Here is a 21,004-nt window from a genome sequence, read left to right on the forward strand (position 1 = left end):
CGCCCATCAGAATGGAGGGGGCGAGGACGCCGCTATCCGGTCGACCTCAGGCCTCGGCCGAACGCGGCGCGGCTCCGCCCTCCTGGCCCTCGGCTGCCCGCTCCGCCTTCGCCACCCGGAGCGCCGTCACCCGGTTCCTGACCCGCCGCATCACCTCGAAGCGGAAGCCGTGGAAGTTGAAGACCTGGCCCGGGTCCGGGATCAGCATCGCCTCGTGGATGACGAGGCCGGCGACGGTGGTCGCCTCCTCGTCCGGTAGTGACCAGTCCATCATGCGGTTCAGGTCGCGAATCGGGAGCGATCCGTCGACCAGGACCGATCCGTCCGGCTGCGGCCGCACACCGCGGCTCGCGACGTCATGCTCGTCGGAAATCTCGCCGACGATCTCTTCCAGGATGTCTTCGAGGGTCAGGAGCCCCATCAGGTCGCCGTATTCGTCGACCACGAGCGCCACGTGCTGCTTGCGGGCCAGGAAGGCCGTGAGCTGGTCGCGCAGGCTCGTCGTGTCCGGCACGAACCAAGGCGTGGTCGCGATGGCCTCAACGTCGATACCGCCCCGCTCGCCCTGGGCCTCGATCGCCCGGAGCAGGTCCTTGGCGTGGACGACGCCCACGATATTCTCCGGCGTTCCGCGCCAGAGCGGCAGGCGCGTATAGGGCGAGCGCAGGACCTCGCTCACGATCTCGGCCGGCGGGAGATCGGCATCGACGGTCCGCATCTTGGTGCGGTGGACCATGACCTCGGAGACCGAAAGTTCCTTGAGGTCGAGGAGCCCGCCCAGCATGTCGCGCTCCTCCTTCACCACGCCGCCGCTCTGGTGAAGGAGGTCGAGCTGGCCGCGGATCTCGTCCGTCGCCGAGAGCTTCTCTGCGTAGCGGTCGATCCGCAGGCCGAGGGGCCGCAGGGCGAGGTCGATCAAGCCTTGGCTCGCGGCGAGCCGGGCCAGCGCCTCGACCGCGACGATCGCGACCGAGATCCCGGCGATGGCGTAGGCCAGTCCCGACGCCCCGTAGGCTTCGAGGGCGAGCCGGGTTCCGATCGCCGTGCCGGCGGCATCGAGGACGATGTTGCCGACGAGGAGCGCGCCGAGGACGCGGGCGCGAAGCGGAGGCGCCCGGCGGGAGGCCGGGCCATCTCCGTTGTCGCCCGTGCCCGACGCCGGCCGTGAACCGCGCGCAAGCCTCAGCCGGATGGCGGAGAGGAGCCCCGCCACGATGATGAGGAGGATCGCGAGCGCGGCCTCTCCCCAGGGGTCGATCGGTATCGTGGGAATGGTCAGGCGCGCTCCGCGTCGCGAAGGAAGCTCAGCACCTCCTCGGCCGGAACACCCTCGGCCACGAAGCTCCGGCCGATGCCGCGCGCCAGGATGAAGGTCAGCCGGCCGGCCTTCACCTTCTTGTCCTGCGCCATCGCGTCGAGGATGGCCTCGGGCGACCCGAAGCCGCCCGGCACGTCCGCAAGCCTGGTCGGCAGGCCGAGCGAGGCGAGATGCCGGGCGACGCGCTCGGCCTCGTCCCGATCGCAGAGTCCCATCGCGGCCGAGAAGCCGAAGGCGAGCGCGAGGCCGATCGCGACCGCCTCGCCGTGGACCAGCCTGGTCCCGTCATAGCCGACGATGCGCTCGAGCGCGTGCCCGAAGGTGTGGCCGAGATTGAGGAGGGCTCGGCGGCCTTCCTCGCGCTCGTCCTCGACCACGACGGCCGCCTTGGCCCGGCAGCTGACCGCGACGGCATGGTCGCGCACGTCACCACCGGCCAGGACCGCGGCGCCATTCTCTTCACACCAGCTGAAGAAGGCGGGATCGTCGATCAGCCCGTATTTCACCACCTCGGCATAGCCGGCCCGGAGTTCGCGCGCCGGCAGGGTGTCGAGGAGGGCCGTGTCGGCGAGGACGAGCGAGGGCTGGTGGAAGGCGCCGATCAGGTTCTTGCCCGCGGGGGCATTGATCCCCGTCTTCCCCCCCACGGAGGAATCAACCTGGGCGAGCAAGGTGGTCGGGATCTGCACGAGACGGACGCCGCGCCGAAGCGTGGCGGCCGCGAAGCCCGCAAGGTCACCAACGACGCCGCCGCCGAGCGCCACGACGATGTCGCCCCGCTCGATCCTGCCCTCGAGCAGTTCATTCAGCACGCGCTCGAGCTGCGGCATGGCCTTCGAGCCCTCGCCGGGCGGCACCGTGACGCGAACGCCGCGGAGGCCGGCTCGCTCGAGGCGCGAAGCGACGGCGTCGGCATGGAGCCCCGACACGGTCTCGTCTGTGACGAGGGCCGCGGCCCGAGCCCCGAGGGCGCCCAGGCGAGCACCCGCCGCGTCGAGCACGTGCCGGCCGATCAGGATGTCATAGGCGCGGTCGCCCAGCGCGACGTGGACGATCTCGGGTTGCGGCATGGGCGCGGTCACAAGGGTGTCGGCCCGGGGGCCAGGTGGGCCGACAGGGCGGCGATGACGTCCTGCACGATTCGCTCGTGCGAGGTGTCGCGCGATTCCACCGTGATGTCCGCCAGCGCGTAGACCGGATAACGCTCGTCGATCAGCCGCCGCATCGTTCCCTCGGGATCCGCCGTCCTTAGGAGCGGACGGTGGGACCGCTTGCGGACCCGGCGCATCAGCGTCTCGTGATCCGCCCGAAGCCAGACGGAGATGGCCCGGGCCGCGATGCGGTCGCGGGTCTCGGAATCCATATAGGCCCCGCCTCCCGTCGCCAGAACGACGCGTGGACCGTCGAGCAGGCGACCGATGACCCGGCGCTCACCGTCCCGGAAGGCGGGCTCTCCGTAGATCGTGAAGATGTCGGAGATGGGCATGCCGGCCGCGGTCTCGATCTCCACATCGGCGTCGTGGAAGGACAGCCCCAGCCGCGAAGCCAGACGCCGGCCGATCGTGCTCTTCCCGGCCCCCATCAATCCGACCAGGACGACGGACCGGTCCGAGAGCCGGCTCGCGACGGACGTCAGCGGGAGCTCGAGCCCAGCGCCGGCGGGCTCGGCTTCCATTCGGTCGCTGGGCAGGACTTTGTCCATCAGCCGCCCTGTACCATGTCGCGTGGGTCGACCACAGCCGTAGCGGAGCCACGATGCCTTCACCGTCCGACGCGCGCCTGGCCGACCTCTTCCTCGACATGCTGGCGGCCGAGCGGGGCGCGGCCCGGAACACGATCGAGGCTTATACGCGCGACCTCACGGACTATCTCGGACACCTGGCGGGCACGGGCGAGACCGCGGCCGAGGTCGAGCCGGCCTCCGTGCGGGCCTATCTCGCCGGCCTCGGGGCTCGCGGACTAGGCCCGGCCTCTGCGGCCCGCCGGCTATCGGCCATCCGCCAGTTCCACAAATTCCTCTACGCCGAAGGCCACGTGGCCAAAGACCCGACCGCCTCGACCGGCGGACCGAAACAGCCACGCGGCCTACCGAAGGTGCTGTCGACCGCCGATGTGGACCGGCTGATCGCGACGGCCCGGGGGGCGGCCGACCAGCCCGACGCGGCACCGGGCGCGACGCTGAGGGCCGTCCGCATGCTCTGTCTCGTCGAGCTCCTCTACGCGACGGGCCTGCGCGTCTCCGAACTCATCAGCCTGCCGAGAGCCGCGGCTCGGGCGCGCGAGCGGTTCATCATCGTCCGAGGCAAGGGCCGCAAGGAGCGGCTGGTGCCGCTGACGGAGACCGCGCGAGAGGTCGCACGGCGCTGGCTCGACCTCTCCGAAGCGGTGCCGGGCCCGTGGCTGTTCCCGGCGGAATCCGAGAGCGGCCATCTCACCCGGCAGGCTTTCGCTCGCGATCTCAAGGCGCTGGCCGGAGCTGCCGGCCTGCGTGGCGACCGGGTCAGCCCGCACGTGCTTCGGCATGCCTTTGCAAGTCACCTTCTCCAGAACGGTGCCGACCTCCGCGTCGTCCAGGAACTTCTCGGGCACGCCGATATCGCCACGACCCAGATCTACACCCATGTCCTGGACGAGCGGCTGAAGGGCATGGTCCGCGATCTCCATCCCATGTCGGACCCCGGCCAGACTTAGACGCCTCGCAGAACGCCTCAAATTCGAGCGATCCGGAAAACGCGAATTTAGGATGAAACGCATAGACGTCGTTCATCTACCCGAAAATCGAGTGCTCTAGCCCCGGTTCTCGGTCGCGGAGTCGTCCGATGTCTCGTTCAACAGGCCTACGCATGTCCGAACTCCGCCGCATCCTCTCCGGGTTTCTGAAGTCCCGCGGCGGGAATGTCGGGATCATCTTCGGGCTGGCCATCACCCCGCTCGTTCTCGCGGCAGGCGCGGCGCTCGATTATTCACGCGCCAGCGACCTGCACAGCAGCCTTCAGACCGGAACCGACGCGACCACGCTCCTGCTCTGCAAGGCGTCCTCGACGCTGACGAGCGATCAGTTGCGGACGATGGCCAAGGACAGTGTCCAGAGCTATGTCGGCGGCGGAACGATCACGATCAAGGACCTGCAGGTCACGAACTCCCCGCGCAGCGTCGTCCTGACGACGACGTCCTCGTCCGCTACCGCCTTCATGAAGATCATGAACCAGAACACAGTCGTGGTGGATGCCACCGCGAGTTGTTCGGCGAGCGAACAGTATTTCGAGATCGCGCTCGTGCTGGATACGACAGGGTCGATGAGTTCCTCCGGCGGGACCCAGACGAAGATGGAAGCCGCCAAGACGGCGGCCAAGGACTTCGTGGACTACATGTTCACGACCGGCGCCCTTCCGGGCCATGTCCGCATGTCGCTCGTTCCCTTCGCGGCATCCGTCGCGATCCCGACGGCCTCCCGCACCGCGCCCTGGCTCGACACGACGGGCCTGTCTCCGGTGCATTGGCAATACGTGACGAACCCTGGCGCCGCGAGCTTCACGAGCCGGGTCTCGATCTTCGACAAGCTCAAGAACACGAGATCGAGTTGGGCCTGGGAGGGCTGCGTCGAGTCCCCGCCATATCCCTACAACGTCAAGGATGACGCGGTCTCGAAGGGAACACCGAAATCGCTGATCTTGCCGATGTTTGCGCCGGACGAGGTCAGTAGCCGGGCCTCGTACCGATCTCGCGGCGACACCTATTATTATCAGGATGTCACGAACTCGAATTCCTATATCGACGACGGATCGGATTTCGGGACGGGCTCGTGCCGGAGCGACGATTCCTCGCAAAGCAAGCGCTTCACCCAGGCCTGCAAATACAATGCCCGCGACAACGCCAGGACCAGCATGCCGGGTCCGAACTGGGGCTGCACCTCCCGTCCGCTCTCGCTTCTCGGCACCAGCCAGTCGACGCTGAAGACCGAGATCACGGCTTTGCAGCCCGAAGGCAGCACGAACGTGCACGAGGGCTTCATGTGGGGCTGGCGGACCATCTCGCCCACCAACGTCTTCAGCAGCCAGTCGAGCCCGCCCGTCGCCTACGACACCACGAGCTACAACAAGGTCGTCGTCCTGATGACGGACGGCGCCAATCAATGGCTCGCCAACGACGACGTCATCGGCAAGTCGAACTACTCGGCCTACGGCTACTTCCGAAATGCCGACGGGACGGATGCGGCGACCACGAACTCCCGTTTCAGGACGGGCCGGACCAATCTCACGACGAATGCCGACGGACGTGCCGTCATCGACGAACTCCTGCTCGAGGCCTGCACGAATGCCAAGGCGAAGAAGGTCATCGTCTACACGGTCGGGTTCAGCACGAAGGACGACCCGATCGACGCGCAGGGTCTCAACCTGCTGTCGAGCTGCGCGACAGCCAGCGATTACGCATTCGTGGCCAGCGACTCGAAGTCCCTGATCTCGGCCTTCCAGAAGATCGCCCAGGGTATCGGCCAGCTTCGCCTGACCCGATAGGGCATCACCTTCGGCTCAGCAGGAACACCCCCTGCTGGCCGAACAGGTTCCAGACCCACCAGGGGAGGTTCACCCGCACCGGCTGGCCGTTCGCGTCGAGGGCGTGGGCCTGCTGGATCTTCGCGCCGACGTCGCCGCAGAGGCGGACGAAGTCGCGGATCGTGCAGAAATGGATGTTCGGCGTGTCGTACCAGGTATGCGGCAGGTTGTCGGTCATCGGCATCCGGCCGCGCACGCCGAGCTCGTAGCGCACCCGCCAATGGCCGAAATTCGGGAATGACACGATGGCCCGGCGGCCGATGCGGAGCATGTGCTCGAGCACGACGCGCGGATGCCGGGTCGCCTGCAGGGTTTGCGACAGGATGACGTAGTCGAAGGAATCGTCCGGGTAGTCGGCGAGGTCGGTATCGGCATCTCCCTGGATGACGGCGAGGCCGCGCGCGAGGCCGTGGCTCACGCCTTCGCGCGACAGCTCGATTCCGCGCCCGTCGACAGCCCGGCGCTCGCGCAGCAGCGCCAGCAGCATGCCGTCGCCGCAACCGACATCGAGCACGCGCGTATTCGGATCGACCATCCGGGCGACGAGAAGGTGGTCCTTGCGGGGCGGCGGCAGCGCCTCCCCGCCCGCCCGGGCGACGAGGAGGCCCGCGCTCACGCGATCCCCCGCGCGGAGGCGGCCGCGTCGAGGAAGCCGCGCGCGGCGGCGAACATCTCCGGCTCTTCGAGCAGGAAGGCGTCGTGACCCTTGTCGCTCTCGATCTCGACGAAGCCGACCTGGGCGCCGCCCGCATTCAGGGCGTGCACGATGGCCCGCGAATCCCGGGTCGGGAACAGCCAGTCCGACGAGAAGGAGATGACGCAAAAGCGCGTGGGCGAGGCCCGGAAGGCATTCGCCAGCGTGCCGCCGTAATCCGCCGCGAGGTCGAAATAGTCCATTGCCCGCGTGACGTAGAGATACGAGTTCGGGTCGAACCGCTCGACGAAGGAGATGCCCTGGTAGCGCAGGTAGCTCTCGATCTGGAAGTCGGCGTCAAAGGTGAAGGTCGGGGCGTCGCGGTCCTGCAGGGTGCGGCCGAACTTCCGGTGCAGGGCCGCCTCGGACAGGTAGGTGATATGCGCGCCCATTCGGGCGACCGCGAGACCCTTGCGGGGCCGGACACCCTCGTCGAGATAACGCCCGCGGCGCCAATCGGGGTCGGCCATGATGGCCTGCCGGCCGACCTCGTGGAAGGCGATGTTCTGCGCCGAATGCCGGGCGCCCGTCGCCAGTGGAAGGGCGGCGAAGACCCGGTCCGGGTAGCTCGCCGCCCATTGCAGCACCTGCATGCCGCCCATGGATCCGCCGGCGACGCAAAAGAGGCTCGGAATGCCGAGCCGGTCGATCAGCATGCTTTGCGCCCGCACCGTGTCCCGGATGGTCACGAGCGGGAAATCGAGCGCCCAGGCCTTCTTCGTGTCCGGGTGGCAGGAGGCCGGGCCGGTCGTGCCCATGCAGCCGCCGACGACATTCGCGCAGATGACGAAGAAGCGGTCGGTGTCGATCGGCCGGCCCGGGCCGACCATCGTCTCCCACCAGCCCCGCTTTCCAGTGACCGGATGGATGTTGGCCGCGTGCTGGTCGCCGGTCAGCGCGTGGCAGATCAGGATCGCGTTCGAGCGTGCCGCGTTCAGTTCGCCATAGGTCTGGTAGGCGATCTGCCAGGGGCCGAGCGAGGCGCCGGCGTCGAGCGAGAGAGGCTCGTCCGAGCCGAAACGCTGGAGGAGGCTCGTCGGGTCGTCCGCCTCCGACCGATGCGTCGGCGCCGCCCCCCTGAAACTATGCTCGTTCATGGCGCGATTTCATGCGGTCATCGCTCCCGCCAAGTCAACGAAGGCTCGCCTTCGCGGCCTCGGGTTGGCAGGCCGGGTCCCGGCCCATAAAGCGGGCCGTAGAAGCGGGGCGATGGACCCGGCGGGAGGCAGGATGGCCGGTGACGGACCCGAGACGGCGCTGGCTGCGCTGCGGAGCGAGATCGACCGCATCGACGAGGCCATGCACCGGCTCCTGATGGAGCGCGGCGAGATCATCGACCGCCTCATCGCGACGAAGGGTACCGTGGCGTCCGGCTCCGCCTTCCGGCCCGAGCGCGAAGCCGCGATGATGCGCGTGCTGGCCGGCCGCCATCGCGGCCTCCTCCCCTTCGATGCGCCGGAAAGCATCTGGCGCGTCATCATCTCCACCTTCACGTATGTCCAGGCGCCCTATGGCGTCCATGCCGACATCGGAGCCGGCGACGCCGCGATGCGGGATTCCGCGCGCTTCCATTTCGGCTTCACGACGCCGCTCGTGACTCATCCGGAAGCGGCTTCGGTGATCCTGGCCGTGGCCCGGTCCCGCGGCGATCTAGGGCTCGTGGCCCCGGGCTCCGCACAGGGCGCATGGTGGCGCGCGTTGGAGGACCCGAACGGGCCGAAGGTGATCGCGCGGCTCCCCTTCACCGACCGTCCCGGCCACCCGGCCGGGACGCCGATCCTGGTCGTCTCGAAGGTGCCCTCCAGCGAAGGCCTTGGCGCGACGCGCCTCTACGGCGCCAGCGCCGACGGCGTCTCGGAGGGCGTGCTGACGGCAGCAGGGGCCAGGTCGGTCGCGACCGCCGACGGCCGGGTCCTGATTGCCGCTCCGTGTGACCTCGACCCGGCCGCGATCGAGAGCCGCCTCGGCTCCGTCCGGCTGGTGCCGGTCGGAAGCCATCCCGACCCGGTCGTGTTCGGCGAGGCGGCTCAGCCGGCCTGAACGGCGGCCGCTCGCCTGGCCAGCATGGCGAGGGCGACGAGGCAGGCGAGCCCCACGGCAAGAGCCATCCAGACGAGCACGGCCGATCCGAACCGCTCGAGGACGAGGGCGAAGCCGAGCGGCGCGGCCGCGAAGGCCGCATTCTGCCAGACGCCCAGGCGGCCGATCATCGTCGCATAGGTTGCCGCGCCGAAAAGTCGGAGGGGAGCGACCGCCCTGACGATCGACATCAGCCCGCCCGAGAGGCCGTAGCCGATCGAGAAGATGACGGCGCCGACCGGCAAGGCTCCCCAGAGAAGGAGCGCACCGAGGGCCAGGATCATCAAGACGCCCGAGCCGACGCCGATGGCCAGGATGCCGTAGCGCTCCCCGCCCAGCATCTCGAAGGCCCGCGCCAGCACCTGGCCCGGGCCGACGAGAGCACCGATCGACACCGCCGTCGTCTCGCTATGTCCGAATCCCTGGAGGATCCCGATCATGTGGAGCGGCAGACCCCAGGTCAGCATGCCGCCGAGCGAGAAGGCGACGGCCGCAAGTCCGTAGGCTCCCGGGATGGGCCGGCGGTCCGTCGGATCCTGGTCGGACGGCCGGGACGGGGGTAGCGCCGGCTCGACGAGCACGCGGCCGGACGGGAGGCAGGCGAGGTGCAGGGGTGCGCAGACGAGGACATTCACGGCCGCGAGGATCAGGAGCGTGTGCCGCCACCCGACCAGGCCGTCCAGCCAGATCAGGAACGGCCACGCGATCGTCGAGGACAGGCCGGTGAGGAGAAGCAGGAGCGCGATCGCGCGCCGCGCGCGCCCCGGCGAGATCTGCACGAGGGCCGTCGAGGACGCCTGGTTCAGGGCCAGCGGCATGGCCGCCCCGAAAATCACCCAGGCCGCCCCGAAGACGACGGGGCCCTCGGCGAGAGCGAGCGTCACGAGGCCGAGCGCCACGAGGGCCGACCCGGCCACCATCCAGCGCCGGCAACCGTCGCGGTCCAGGACCCGGCCGACCGCCGGCGAAAGCGCCGCCGCGACCAGCAACATGAGGGTGATGCCGCCGAAGACGATTTCCTTCGACAGGCCCGTGCCGGCGGAGAGTCGCGAGGAGAGGACGGCCGGGATGTGAAACGTCGTCCCCCAGCCGACCACCTGCGTCACGGTGAGCGCACCGACCGCGATGGGGAGAGTGCGCGGAGGCAGGGCGCCGGACGACGCGGCGAAGAGCAAGCAAAGCCTCCCGCCCGGCAGCGATGACCTTGCCGGAAGCGGCGCGCGTCGCATGGGGCGGAGAAGGGGTCAAGCGAAGGAGGGCAACGGCCAGCACTTGCCTTTTCGCGTGCGATCCCGCCCGCGTTGCGCTAGAGCGGCGCCGCCCCTCCCCGCTCGAAGATGATGATGTCCGCTTCCGCCGCCGCCGCGACCCGACCCGGGCCGATCCCGCTTCCGGGCATCCTCGAGATCGCCGCCTATGTTCCGGGCCGCGACCATGTCGAGGGCGTGGAGAAGGTCCACAAGCTGTCGGCGAACGAGACCCCGCTCGGGCCGAGCCCGAAGGCGATCGCGGCCTTTCGCGAGGCGGCCGAGACGCTGGCCACCTACCCCGATGGCGGCGCGACGGCCCTTCGGGACGCGATCGGCCGCAAGAACGGGATCGATCCGGCCCGCATCGTTTGCGGCACCGGCTCGGACGAATTGTTGGCGCTCATCACGAACGCCTTCCTGGGCGCGGGCGACGAGGGCCTCTACAGCCAGCACGGATTCCTGGTCTACAAGATCTACGTCATGGCGGCGGGCGGCGTGCCGGTCGAGGCGGAAGAGACGAATCTCACGGCCAGCGTCGACGCCTTCCTGGCCAAGGTGAGCGAGCGCACGAAGATCGTGTTCCTCGCAAACCCCAACAACCCGACCGGAACCTACATTCCGTTCGACGAGGTGAAGCGGCTCCACGCGGCCTTGCCGCCGCACGTGCTGCTCGTCCTCGACGCCGCCTATTCGGAATACGTCCGCCGGAACGACTACGCCTCCGGCCTCGAACTCGCGCTGACGACCGACAACGTCGTCATGGTCCGGACCTTCTCCAAGATCCACGGGCTCGCCGCGCTTCGGCTCGGCTGGATGGTCGGGCCGGAGCCGATCGTCGACGCCCTGAACCGCATCCGCGGTCCCTTCAACGTGAACGCCCCGGCCATCGCGGCCGGCGCTGCGGCGATCGCGGACGATGCCCATGTCGCGGCCTCGCTCGCGCATAACGACGAGTGGCTACCGCGGCTGACGCAGGGCATCGAGGCCCTCGGCCTCCGGGTGACGCCGAGCGTCGGCAACTTCGTCCTGATCCATTTTCCGCGCGAGCCGGGCCGCACCGCCGCGGAGGCGGACGAGTTCCTGTCTCGCCGCGGCCTCGTGCTCCGGGCCGTCCGGGCCTACGGGCTGCCGGACGCGCTCCGGATGACGATCGGCACGGCCGAAGCGAACGAGCTCGTCCTCGCCGCGCTTGCCGAGTTCTTGGGGAAGAGCCCCGCCCGTGGCTGACCTCCGCTCACCCCGGCGAAAGCCGGGGTCCAGACGGAGGCTGGATGCCTGCCTTTGCCGGCATGAGCGGATCGCGGCCCATGCCCGAAGCTGATCCGCCGCCGAGCGGCAAGACCTCCGCCCTCGGTCCGCCCCTGCCCGAGCCGATCGTCGGCCGCCTGGCGATCGTCGGGATCGGGCTGATCGGCTCGTCGATCGCCCGGGCGGCGCTGGAGCGCAGGCTCGCCAGGACCATCGTCTGCGTCGACCAGGACCCGAATGTCGTCGAGCGAGCGCGCGCCCTCGCCCTTGGCGACATTGCCACGACCAGCCTGACCGACGGCGTCGCCGATGCGGATCTCGTCATCCTCTGCATCCCGGTCGGCGCCTTCGAGAGCGTGGCGCGCGAGATCGGCCCGCATCTGAAACTGGGCGCGATCCTGTCGGATACGGGCTCGGTCAAGGGCTCGGTCATCGCCCAGGTGACCCCACACCTCCCGGCCGGGGTGCATCTCGTCCCGGCGCATCCGGTGGCCGGCACCGAATATTCCGGTCCGGATGCCGGCTTCACGACGCTCTTCCGGCAGCGCTGGTGCATCCTGACCCCGCCCGACGGGACGGATGCGGCCGCGATCGCGACCGTCGAGGCCGTCTGGACCGCGATGGGGGCGGAGGTCGAACGGATGACGGCCGAGCATCACGACCTCGTCCTCGCGATCACGAGCCACGTGCCGCATCTGATTGCCTACAACATCGTCGGCACGGCGGCCGATCTCGAGACGGTGACGCAGGGCGAGGTGATCAAGTTCTCGGCCGGCGGTTTTCGCGATTTCACCCGTATCGCCGCCTCCGACCCGACCATGTGGCGCGACGTCTTCCTCCACAACCGCGGCGCCGTCCTCGAAATGCTCGGGCGTCTGAACGAGGACATCGCGATCCTCGCCCGCGCCATCCGCTGGGGCGACGGCGACGCCCTGTTCGACCTCTTCACCCGCACGCGCGCCATCCGGCGCGGCATCGTAGCCGAGGGCCAGGACGCAGCGGAGCCCGATTTCGGACGTCGTCGGGACGCCCCGCCATGAGGCCCCGCACCCTCTCGCTCCGGAGGCAGACGATCAATGTCGGCCCGCCCTGGACCGCATCGGGGCACCGGCCCGGGTGACGGGACCGGACTTCACGCCGGATGATCGCAAGGCAGCCCGGAAGCTCAATGCGAAGCTGAACCTGCTGCCACGCTTTCGCATGCAGACCGTGGTCGGACGCGTCGTCCTCAGCATCATGCTCTGGATCGGCCAGCTTTATCCGCTTGCGAGAGGCAATCGGTCCACCGCACGAAAGTCCCTCCGAACGATTGAGGCATCCGGACGAAAGGTCAAAGTTCGCATCTTCACGCCGCGGACATCGGCCCGAGGCGTCATCCTCGACCTGCATGGCGGGGGCTGGACGATCGGCAACGCACGCATGTCCGACGGCGAGAATGGCGCGTTTGCCCAAAGGAACTCGCTCGCCGTGGTTAGCATCGACTATCGGTTGGCTCTGACGAACCCGATCAGCACCTCGGTCGACGATTGCGAGACGGCTGCTCTGTGGCTGATCGAGCATGCCGAAACCGAGTTCGGCACGAGAGAGATCATCGTCAAGGGATCGTCGGCCGGGGCGCACCTGGCCGCCTTGATGATCCTCCGGCTCCGCGATGCCGGCAGGCTGTCGGACGTCATCAAGGGATTGGTGCTGTATTTCGGCCTCTACGACTTCTCGGGGACCGGGATGGTGCGCGCGGCGGGTTCGGATAATCTGCTGCTTCACGGCCCGACGGTGCGGTCGACCTTGCGGAAACTCACCCCGCACATGACCGACGAGGAACGGCATGCACCCTCCATCTCTCCGGTCTACGGTGACCTGAGTTCATTGCCGCCGGCTCTCTTCCTCGTCGGTGACAAGGACATGCTGCTGGAGGACAACCAGAGGATGGAAGCGAGGTGGCGGGCCGCGAACGGGAACTCATCGCTCCTCGTCGTCCCGGAAAGCCCGCACGCGTTCAATCGACTGCCTACCGCCATCGCCAGAAAGGTCGACCGGTTCGTGGACCGCTGGATGCTCGAACGCCTGAGCTGACAGGCCTTGCAGCCCCGGCTTGACCCGCGCTTGGCACGATGCAAAGTTCCATCCATGCGCAAGGCGATCCGTTTCGATTCCATGTGGTGGCGCCCCGAATAGGGGCCTGCCGGACATTCCGTTTGGCTGCCCCGACCAGGAGGCGGCCATGACCCTCGCGCTTTTCCCACGGCCGATCTCCTGACGACGGGCACCTGCTCGAGGAGAGATCATGTCGGACACGACACAAGCCTACAGGACGACCGGCGGGATCGCCGTCACGGTCACCCGGACCGCCCTGCCCTACGGCAATGCCTGCGACGAGCTGATCGAACGGCTAGATCGCAGACGCGGCGTTCTGTTCTCGTCCGGCATGGAGGCGCCTGGGCGCTACACGCGCTGGGACATGGGTTTTGCCGATCCCGCCTTGGCCGTCACCGCCCGCGAGAGAGTCTTCTCGATCGAGGCGCTGAACGACAGGGGACGCGTGCTGCTGCCCGCGATCGCCGACGCGCTCGGCGCGGCCGAGGAGATCGTGCTCGTGGCCGGCCACGACGTCGTGCGAGGCCGTGTCAAAGCCCCGTCGGGGTCCGTCCGGGAGGAGGACCGCAGCCGTCAGCCCTCGATCCTGTCGCTGGTGCGGAGGTTGCGCGACCTGTTCGGCAGCCGCGAGGACGACCAGCTCGGGCTCTACGGCGCCTTTGCCTATGACATCGCCTTCCATTTCGAGCCGGTCGAGCGCCGGATCGAGAGGCCGGCCGACGCGCGCGACCTCGTCCTGTACCTGCCCGACGAGCTGATCCTCGTCGATCACGCCCGCCGTACCGCGGAGCGGCGTTCCTATGAATTCGGCCTGGCCGGCATCTCGACCGTCGGGCTCGCGCGCGAGACGGCCGACGCGCCGTATCAGTCCGCCAGCTCCTCGACCCTGACGGGCAGCGATCACGCGCCGGGCGATTACGTCGAGACCGTCCGCAAGGCGAAGGAGAGTTTTGCGCGGGGCGACCTGTTCGAGGTCGTGCCGGGCCAGACCTTCCGGGCGCCCTGCCCCGACCTGCCCTCGCAGGTCTTCCGGCGGCTCACGGCCGCGAACCCTTCCCCCTACGGCGCGCTGATGAATCTCGGCGAGGGCGAGTTCCTGGTCGCGGCGTCGCCCGAGATGTATGTCCGGGTGCGCGGCTCCCGGGTCGAGACCTGCCCGATCTCGGGCACGATCGCTCGCGGGCGCGACGCTTTCGAGGATGCCGAGCAGATCCGGACCCTGCTCGCCTCGGCCAAGGACGAGGCCGAGCTCACGATGTGCACGGATGTGGACCGGAACGACAAGGCCCGCATCTGCGAGGCGGGCTCGGTCAAGGTCCTGGCGCGCCGGCAGATCGAAACCTATTCCCGGCTCTTCCACACGGTGGACCATGTCGAGGGGCTACTCCGCCCGGAGATGGACGCGCTCGACGCCTTCCTGTCCCACGCCTGGGCCGTCACCGTGACGGGCGCGCCGAAACGCTGGGCGATGGATTTCATCGAGCGGCACGAGCGATCGGCCCGGCGCTGGTATGCGGGCGCCATCGGCCGCGTCGGGTTCGACGGCAGCCTCGATACGGGCATCACCATCCGGACGGCGCGGTTGAAGGACGGGGTCGCGGAGGTTCGGGCCGGCGCGACGCTCCTCTACGACAGCGATCCCGAGGCCGAAGACCAGGAATGCGCGCTGAAGGCATCCGCGATGCTGGCCAGCATCGCGGGACGGGGTGGCCTCAAGCTGGCGCGCGAGAGCGCGTCGTCCGAGAGCGCGGCCTCGGGCCGGCGGGTCCTCCTCGTCGATTTTGAGGATTCCTTCGTCCATAACCTCGCCGACTACCTGCGCCAGACCGGCGCGACCGTATCGACCTTCCGCCATTCCGAGGCGGGGGCGGAACTGGCTCGGTCGCGGCCCGACCTCGTCGTGCTGTCGCCCGGGCCGGGCCGGCCGAAGGATTTCGGCATGGGCGACATCATCGGCCAGGCCGTGACGGCTGGCGTTCCGGTCTTCGGCGTCTGCCTCGGGCTCCAGGGCCTGGTCGAGCATTTCGGCGGCGCGCTCGACCAACTCGCGGTGCCGGTTCACGGCAAGTCTTCGGAGATCGATTTCGGCGGCAGCCGCTTATTCGCCGGCACGCCCGACCGCCTCGTCGTCGGGCGCTACCACTCGCTCCATGCGAGGACGACCACGTTGCCCGATTGCCTTCGGGTGGTCGCCCGCACCGATGACGGGGTCGTGATGGCGGTCGAGCATATCGACCTGCCGGTCGCGGCCGTCCAGTTCCACCCGGAATCGATCCTCAGCGCGCGCGGCGATGCCGGGCAGGCCCTGCTCGCCCGGGTCGTCGACCGGCTGCTCGCAGCCGACGGGATGCCGGTCAGTAAAGAGGCGGGATCCGGATCCCCGGGATCGGAAGCGGCCCGACATACAGGCGACCTCCGTCCAGTCGAAGCGGCGGCAGGCGCTTGAGCCCGGGCGCCGCTCCGGTCCCGGCCGGCGCGGCGTCAGGCTCGGGCGTTCCGAGCAACGCTCCGAGGAGCGCGCCGCCGATGCCGGAGCCGCCCGCGACACGGCCGAGCAGGCCGCCGAGGCCGATCGCGGACATCTGCAGCTGACCCTGAGGGCGATGCTCTGAGTCGATTCCGAAGCTGCCCGTCGCCTGGGCTCGGCGCGGACCCTTGGTCATCGAGAGGCTGCGGAGCTCGACGCGCCCGTTGGCCAGGCGCCACCGTTCGAGTTCGCCCCAGAGGGGGCGCGCCGGAAGGTCGTCCGATTCGGTGACCCCGATTCCGATCTGCAGATCCGCCGGCTCCTGCCCGCCGACCAGGATTTCGAGGCCCGGGATGACGGCGCCGTCGCTCCGGAGCGCGAGGTCGAACGTCGTCGGGACCGCCGGGTCAGGACGCAGGTGACCCTCGAAACGGCGCGATGCCACGTCGAGGGTGGTCGCGCCCGGGTTGATGATCGACGCCGTCGGCGCGTCCACCACGAGCGAGATCCGGTCGAAGCCGCCCTCCCGAAGGATCACGCTCGCCTGGAGGAGCCGCCAATCCCCTTCCACCCGGGTCGAGCCGGCCGCGACCCGGAGCGGGCCCGAGGCCTCCGCGATGATGTGGCGGGGCTGGTAGAGCTGGCTCACGACGAGGAGACGGCCGATCGAGGCATGGACGTCCGGCCGGTCGACCGTGAAGTCGGAGCAGCCGATCTCGATCCGGAAGGGATAGCCACTGAAGGACCGGTCGGCGCAACTCCAGCGCCGTCCGGAGACGGCCTCGGCGGCGATCCACTCGTCCAGCCCCGCCCGCGTGCGGTCGCGGATCACGAACCAGACGACGCTCCAGCCCACGGCCAGCAGCGCGAGGATCAGGAACGGCAGGTAGAGTCCGAGCCGGCGGCGGCGGCGGGGCGGTGTGTCGGCCGGCCCGTCGTGGTCCTGTTGAGTTCGCATGGTGTTGCTGCTAGCGCCCCGAGCCCGGCATGACGAGAGGCTCGACGGTCGCGATGCAGGCGGAGTGCGGCGATCTTTGGGTCTTCGGCTACGGCTCCCTGATGTGGCGGCCGGGCTTCGGCTATGCCGAACGCCATCGGGCCCGCCTCCACGGCTACCACCGCTCGCTCTGCATCTTCTCGCATGTCCATCGCGGAACGCCGGACATGCCGGGGCTCGTGCTCGGCCTCGATCGCGGCGGCCAATGCCGAGGCCTCGCCTTCCGGTGCGAGGCTGACCAGAGGGATGCGACGGTCGCCTATCTGCGCGAGCGCGAGCAGGCGACCTCGGTCTATCTCGAACGCCACGTGCGCATCCGGCTCGACGACGGCCGCGACGTGCGTGCCTTGACCTATGTGGCGGATCGCACCCACCCGCAATATGCCGGGCGGCTCCCGGTGGAGGACCTCGTCCGCCTCGTCAGGCAGGGTGTCGGGATCTCCGGCGCGAACCCGGACTACGTGCGATCGACCCACGGGCAGCTGATGGAACTCGGCGTCAGCGACCCGATCCTGGCCGGACTGGCGCAGCGATTGTCGTGAAGCCGGTCAGCCGAGCTGACCGGTCCCGCCGGCCAGGTCGCGCATGACGGCGGCACGCTCGGCCTCGTCTTCGGCCAGCAGGTGGACATGCATCTCGGTCGCGCCGCGCGTCCGCATGAGGGCGAGCCACCGCATCCGCGAGCGCCGGCTCGTGGCCGCGCACGGGGCGGCGACGTCGACGACGCGCGCCGTGCCGTCCCCGCTGCGCTCGACCGCGATGACGACCGCATCGGTCACGTCCTCGAGCACGGCCGGATCGATCGCGTGGACGCCCACCACGTAGCGCCGACCCGAGAGGCCGCGCCACGAGGTCATCGCGCCCGCTCGGCGCAACCCGCCGGTCGCTCGAAGCCGCTCCTCGCGAATGCCCGCCCGCGGCAGGCGCTCCCCACGAAGGTCCCGCATGGAGGTAGCCCAGGACAATGTGCGTCTGTTCGCCATTTGTTCTTTATGAGGCCGAGTCGCTGTTTCGTCAATCCGCCTGTCTCACGAGAGCGACGTCGGGCGTCGCCGATATCCGCTCGGCCTCGGCAAGAAGGCGGTCGGACGCGGTCTCGATCGCGTGCTGCAGGCGCCGCATGAACTCGTCGCGCTCGAGCCCGGCCGGGATCGGGTCGAGAAACTCGATCGTGACGATCCCAGGCCGCCGGATGTAGTGGCGGCGGGGCCAGAAGATGCCGGAATTCAGCGCCACCGGCAGGCAGGGGACCTCGAGGCTTCGGTAGAGATGGGCGACGCCGGAGCGGTAGCCGGGCGTCGCGCCCGGGGGGCGACGCGTTCCTTCCGGGAAGATGATGATCTGTCGCCCGCCGGCGGCCTCGGCTGCGGCCCTCTGGTTCATGGCCGCGAGCGCGTTCGGCCCGCCGCGATGGACCGGAATCATGCCGGCCTTGATCGTCAGCCAGCCGAAGACCGGGATCCATTGCAGCTCGCGCTTCAGGATGATCGCGGGATCGTCGACGCAGCCGATGAGGACGAAGGTCTCCAGGAAGGATTGGTGCTTCGCGGCCATCAGGAGGCCGCCCCGCGGGATGCGCTCGCGGCCGCGGAATTCGATCCGCGTGCCGACGATGACCCACAGGAGCCACAAATTCGAACGCCCCCAGGCCTGGGCCACCCGGATGATGGCCATGCGGGGCAGCAGGAAGGTCACCGAGGCGAAGGCGAGCCAGATTGCGAGATTCAGGTAGAAGACGACGTTGAACAGATGCGACCGGAACGTGATCATCGGGCCTCGGGATAGGGCGACGGGGCGGTCGCGGCGAGCCGGCAGCCTGGCCCGCAGACGTCGGCCGGCTCCGTGATGCCGGTCGAGCGCGAGTTGCGGCCGTGAGGGCCGAGCCAGCCCGCGACCCTCAAACGGACCGAGACGGCGATGTATTTGATGTATTCCGACACGAGCAGCTTGGCGCGCGCCGCGAGCGACCAGAACCCGTCGGGCCCGCGTCCGCTCGCCACGACGGCGTAGGGGATCTTGCGGATCTCGGGCAAGGCCTCGTCGAGCTCCGCCAGCGTGCGTGGCAGATGGTAGTTCGACGTCACGACGATGAGCGAGGTGAAGCCCCGGCTTCGAACCCAGAGGGCGATCTCGGCCGCGTTGCCGACCGTGTTCTGGGCCCGGTAATCGAGGTCAACGCAGCATTCCACGAATTCGCGCTGGCCAGGGGTCAGGCGCTTGATCGTCTCCCGGCTCGTGCGCTCGTTGACGCCGGTGATGAGGAGGCGCCCGGCATAGCCCTTGGCCAGAAGCTCGATCGCATCCTCGATCCGCTGCGCGCCTCCGGTGAGGACCACGATGCCGTCCGTCGAGGTGGCGGGCGCGCGCTCGGCATGTTCGAGCGAGAAGAGGAAGGACGCGAAGCCCGCCAGGAAGGCGACGCCGACCAGAGCGAAGGGCGCGAGCACGATCATGACGAAGCGACCGCGCCACCAAGGCACGTCCCGCTGCATCACGACCTGAGATGCGGAGGGCCGTTCCGGTCTGCCCCGCGTGTCGCCCGACATCGGCGTCATGTCAGGACCTTAGCACGAATCACTGGGATCGAAGCGTCGATCTTGCTCACTCTCCATAGGCGGCCTTCAGAAAGCGTTTCACGGCAGAGGCGGCGACGAGGCCCGCCACCGCCCCGACGAGGAACGCGACGACGCCCATCGCGGCGTAGCTTCGCCAGCCGATCGGCACGGCTCCGAACAGGGCCTGGATCTCCTCGCCGGCCGGGCTGTCGCGGACAGCCTCCGAGAGCCGCCCGAGGACCGTGAGAAGGGCCGCCGCGGCGGCGGCGCCGACAAGGCCGCCGGTGAGCCCGAGCCGGGTGAAGCGTCTTGCGAAGAGCCGGGCGATGAAGCCGTCATCGGCTCCGACGAAATGCAGCACCTCGACGACGTCGCGGTGTCCGGCAAGCGTGCCGCGGGTCGCGAAGGCGGTGGCGCCTCCCGTGGCGACGAGGACGAGCACGACGAGCGCCACCGCCATGGCGACTCCGACATTGGCCACCCGCGACAGACGCGCCAGCCAGACCGCGTGGGTGTCGAGCGTCGCCGTCGGGACCGCGGCTTTGAGGCGTGCGCCGAGGCCGGCAAGATCGGGCCGGCGGTCAGGATCGAGCGACAGCACGATGAGGCGCGGGACCGGCAGGTCGGAGAAGTCGAGCACCATCCCGAGCCATGGCTCGAGGAGACGCTCGCCCTCCGCCTTGGAGACGGGCCGGACCGCAACGATCCCGGGCGCCTCCCGGGCGATGTCGGTGACCCGGACCAAGTCGGCCTCGATGTCGCGTCCGCCGAGCGGCCGGATCTGGATCGTGGCCTCCCGGGCGAGCGATGCGCGCCAGGAGGCGGCGCTGGTCGCGCCGATCTCGGCCATGCCGGCGACGAGCGCGGCGAGGAAGCCCAGGATCGCGATCACGGCCGTAAGAGAGCGGCCGGCGCCTCCCTCGGCCGGGACGATCGGCATGCGGCGGGCGAGATGGACAATGCCGCCCTCCCCCGGGCTGCCCCGACGATCTTGGGCGCTCATGGATCCACGTAGATGCGGCCGTCCGCCAGGATCAGGCGGTGGGCATCCTCGACCTGGTCCATCAGCGCGACGTCGTGCGTCGCGATCACGACGGAGGTGCCGAAGCGGTTCAACTCGACGAAAAGGTGCAGGAGCCGGCGGGCGAGCGGCGGGTCGACATTGCCGGTCGGCTCATCGGCGAGGATCAACTGCGGCTTCGCGATCAGGGCACGGGCGATCGCGGCCCGCTGCTTCTCCCCGCCCGACAGGGTCGGCGGCAGGGTTGCGGCCTGTTCGCCGAGCCCGACCCATTGCAGCAATTCCAGCACCTCGCCCCGGAAGGTCGCCTCCTCGTAGCCCTGGACGACGAGCGGCAGTGCCACGTTCTCGTAGGTGGTGAGGTGGTCGAGCAGTCGGAAATCCTGGAATACCACGCCCATTTTTCGCCGAATCTCGGTGAGCGCCTGGCCCGACGCGCTCCCGGCTTCCGTGCCGAACAGGTGCATGAGGCCCCGCGTCGGCCGGACCGCGAGCAGCATGAGGCGGATCAACGTCGTCTTTCCCGCGCCGGAGGGTCCGGACAGGAAATGAAAGGAGCCGGGATCGAGCGCGAAGCGAAGGTCCTGCAGGATTTCGGGGCCGCGGCCATAGCGGAAACCGACGCCGTCGAATTCGACGACGGGCCCCTCGGCGGCTGATAACCCAAGGTTCACCGGATGTTAACCACATTTGCAGAGGAATGAGGCGGGGCCTTGCCAAGCGGCCGA

20 protein-coding genes are annotated in these 21,004 nt (G+C 69.2%); 8 read left to right on the forward strand and 12 right to left on the reverse strand.

Going from position 1 to position 21,004, the window contains the following annotated elements; translation table 11 throughout:
- Positions 1 to 46: 46 nt before the first annotated feature.
- From ACFE87_RS02220 to ACFE87_RS02230, 3 genes are all read right to left on the reverse strand, one after another.
- Positions 47 to 1,213 carry an HlyC/CorC family transporter gene (locus tag ACFE87_RS02220; RefSeq protein WP_375457972.1) on the reverse strand — a complete coding sequence of 389 codons (1,167 nt, stop codon included), beginning with the start codon at positions 1,211 to 1,213 and terminating at the stop codon, positions 47 to 49.
- 62 nt (positions 1,214 to 1,275) lie between these two features.
- On the reverse strand, positions 1,276 to 2,400 hold the full coding sequence (gene aroB, locus ACFE87_RS02225) for a 3-dehydroquinate synthase (RefSeq protein ID WP_375457973.1): 1,125 nt from the start codon (positions 2,398 to 2,400) through the stop codon (positions 1,276 to 1,278).
- Positions 2,397 to 2,993 (reverse strand): shikimate kinase, encoded by a 597-nt coding sequence (locus ACFE87_RS02230; RefSeq protein WP_375458002.1) that lies wholly within the window; start codon positions 2,991 to 2,993, stop codon positions 2,397 to 2,399. The genes aroB and ACFE87_RS02230 overlap by 4 nt, the downstream gene beginning before the upstream one ends.
- Before the next feature lie 80 nt (positions 2,994 to 3,073).
- Between ACFE87_RS02230 and ACFE87_RS02235 the strand changes: the two genes are divergently transcribed.
- A complete protein-coding gene (locus ACFE87_RS02235) occupies positions 3,074 to 4,009 on the forward strand; it encodes a site-specific tyrosine recombinase XerD (RefSeq protein WP_375457974.1) in 936 nt (311 codons plus the stop codon).
- A gap of 128 nt (positions 4,010 to 4,137) precedes the next feature.
- Positions 4,138 to 5,832, forward strand: coding sequence for a pilus assembly protein TadG-related protein (locus ACFE87_RS02240; RefSeq protein ID WP_375457975.1), 1,695 nt, complete (start codon positions 4,138 to 4,140; stop codon positions 5,830 to 5,832).
- A gap of 4 nt (positions 5,833 to 5,836) precedes the next feature.
- Here ACFE87_RS02240 and metW read toward each other — a convergent pair whose 3' ends face one another.
- Together metW and ACFE87_RS02250 are read right to left on the reverse strand one after the other, a co-directional pair.
- A complete protein-coding gene (metW, locus tag ACFE87_RS02245) occupies positions 5,837 to 6,487 on the reverse strand; it encodes a methionine biosynthesis protein MetW (protein ID WP_375457976.1) in 651 nt (216 codons plus the stop codon).
- Positions 6,484 to 7,662 (reverse strand): homoserine O-acetyltransferase, encoded by a 1,179-nt coding sequence (locus tag ACFE87_RS02250; RefSeq protein ID WP_375457977.1) that lies wholly within the window; start codon positions 7,660 to 7,662, stop codon positions 6,484 to 6,486. Before ACFE87_RS02250 ends, metW begins: the two co-directional genes overlap by 4 nt.
- Before the next feature lie 133 nt (positions 7,663 to 7,795).
- On the opposite strand from ACFE87_RS02250, the gene ACFE87_RS02255 reads away from it, so the two are divergent.
- A complete protein-coding gene (locus tag ACFE87_RS02255; protein ID WP_375457978.1) occupies positions 7,796 to 8,605 on the forward strand; it encodes a chorismate mutase in 810 nt (269 codons plus the stop codon).
- Here ACFE87_RS02255 and ACFE87_RS02260 read toward each other — a convergent pair.
- Positions 8,593 to 9,819: an MFS transporter gene (locus tag ACFE87_RS02260; protein WP_375457979.1), complete on the reverse strand. Its 1,227-nt coding sequence runs from the start codon at positions 9,817 to 9,819 to the stop codon at positions 8,593 to 8,595. The genes ACFE87_RS02255 and ACFE87_RS02260 overlap by 13 nt on opposite strands.
- Positions 9,820 to 9,987: 168 nt before the next feature.
- Between ACFE87_RS02260 and ACFE87_RS02265 the strand changes: the two genes are divergently transcribed.
- From ACFE87_RS02265 to ACFE87_RS02280, 4 genes are all read left to right on the forward strand, one after another.
- Complete coding sequence (locus tag ACFE87_RS02265) at positions 9,988 to 11,121, forward strand: pyridoxal phosphate-dependent aminotransferase (protein WP_375457980.1); 1,134 nt, start codon at positions 9,988 to 9,990, stop codon at positions 11,119 to 11,121.
- Positions 11,122 to 11,201: 80 nt separating this feature from the next.
- A complete protein-coding gene (locus ACFE87_RS02270) occupies positions 11,202 to 12,182 on the forward strand; it encodes a prephenate/arogenate dehydrogenase family protein (RefSeq protein WP_375457981.1) in 981 nt (326 codons plus the stop codon).
- Between the two features lie 160 nt (positions 12,183 to 12,342).
- Positions 12,343 to 13,215: an alpha/beta hydrolase gene (locus ACFE87_RS02275; protein ID WP_375457982.1), complete on the forward strand. Its 873-nt coding sequence runs from the start codon at positions 12,343 to 12,345 to the stop codon at positions 13,213 to 13,215.
- A gap of 211 nt (positions 13,216 to 13,426) precedes the next feature.
- Positions 13,427 to 15,682: an anthranilate synthase component I gene (locus tag ACFE87_RS02280; RefSeq protein ID WP_375457983.1), complete on the forward strand. Its 2,256-nt coding sequence runs from the start codon at positions 13,427 to 13,429 to the stop codon at positions 15,680 to 15,682.
- Here the strand turns inward: ACFE87_RS02280 and ACFE87_RS02285 are convergent.
- Positions 15,591 to 16,661 (reverse strand): DUF2125 domain-containing protein, encoded by a 1,071-nt coding sequence (locus ACFE87_RS02285; RefSeq protein ID WP_375457984.1) that lies wholly within the window; start codon positions 16,659 to 16,661, stop codon positions 15,591 to 15,593. The genes ACFE87_RS02280 and ACFE87_RS02285 overlap by 92 nt on opposite strands.
- Before the next feature lie 29 nt (positions 16,662 to 16,690).
- Here ACFE87_RS02285 and ACFE87_RS02290 point away from each other — a divergent pair, with 29 nt between their 5' ends.
- Entirely contained in the window at positions 16,691 to 17,242 is a 552-nt protein-coding gene (locus ACFE87_RS02290; protein WP_375457985.1) for a gamma-glutamylcyclotransferase, read from the forward strand.
- 6 nt (positions 17,243 to 17,248) lie between these two features.
- On the opposite strand, the gene ACFE87_RS02295 is transcribed toward ACFE87_RS02290, so the two are convergent.
- From ACFE87_RS02295 to ACFE87_RS02315, 5 genes are all read right to left on the reverse strand, one after another.
- Complete coding sequence (locus ACFE87_RS02295) at positions 17,249 to 17,647, reverse strand: hypothetical protein (RefSeq protein WP_375457986.1); 399 nt, start codon at positions 17,645 to 17,647, stop codon at positions 17,249 to 17,251.
- A 67-nt stretch (positions 17,648 to 17,714) separates the two neighbouring features.
- Positions 17,715 to 18,470: a lysophospholipid acyltransferase family protein gene (locus ACFE87_RS02300; RefSeq protein ID WP_375457987.1), complete on the reverse strand. Its 756-nt coding sequence runs from the start codon at positions 18,468 to 18,470 to the stop codon at positions 17,715 to 17,717.
- Positions 18,467 to 19,255 carry a YdcF family protein gene (locus tag ACFE87_RS02305; protein ID WP_375457988.1) on the reverse strand — a complete coding sequence of 263 codons (789 nt, stop codon included), beginning with the start codon at positions 19,253 to 19,255 and terminating at the stop codon, positions 18,467 to 18,469. Before ACFE87_RS02305 ends, ACFE87_RS02300 begins: the two co-directional genes overlap by 4 nt.
- Before the next feature lie 46 nt (positions 19,256 to 19,301).
- The gene (locus ACFE87_RS02310) at positions 19,302 to 20,258 is read right to left on the reverse strand and encodes a cell division protein FtsX (RefSeq protein ID WP_375457989.1); all 957 of its coding nucleotides are present in this window, start codon (positions 20,256 to 20,258) and stop codon (positions 19,302 to 19,304) included.
- Positions 20,255 to 20,950, reverse strand: a complete 696-nt coding sequence (locus ACFE87_RS02315; protein WP_375457990.1) for a cell division ATP-binding protein FtsE — start codon at positions 20,948 to 20,950, stop codon at positions 20,255 to 20,257. Before ACFE87_RS02315 ends, ACFE87_RS02310 begins: the two co-directional genes overlap by 4 nt.
- Positions 20,951 to 21,004 lie beyond the last annotated feature (54 nt).

Source organism: uncultured Enterovirga sp. (genome assembly GCF_964242715.1).
Taxonomy (GTDB): Bacteria; Pseudomonadota; Alphaproteobacteria; order Rhizobiales; family Beijerinckiaceae; genus Enterovirga.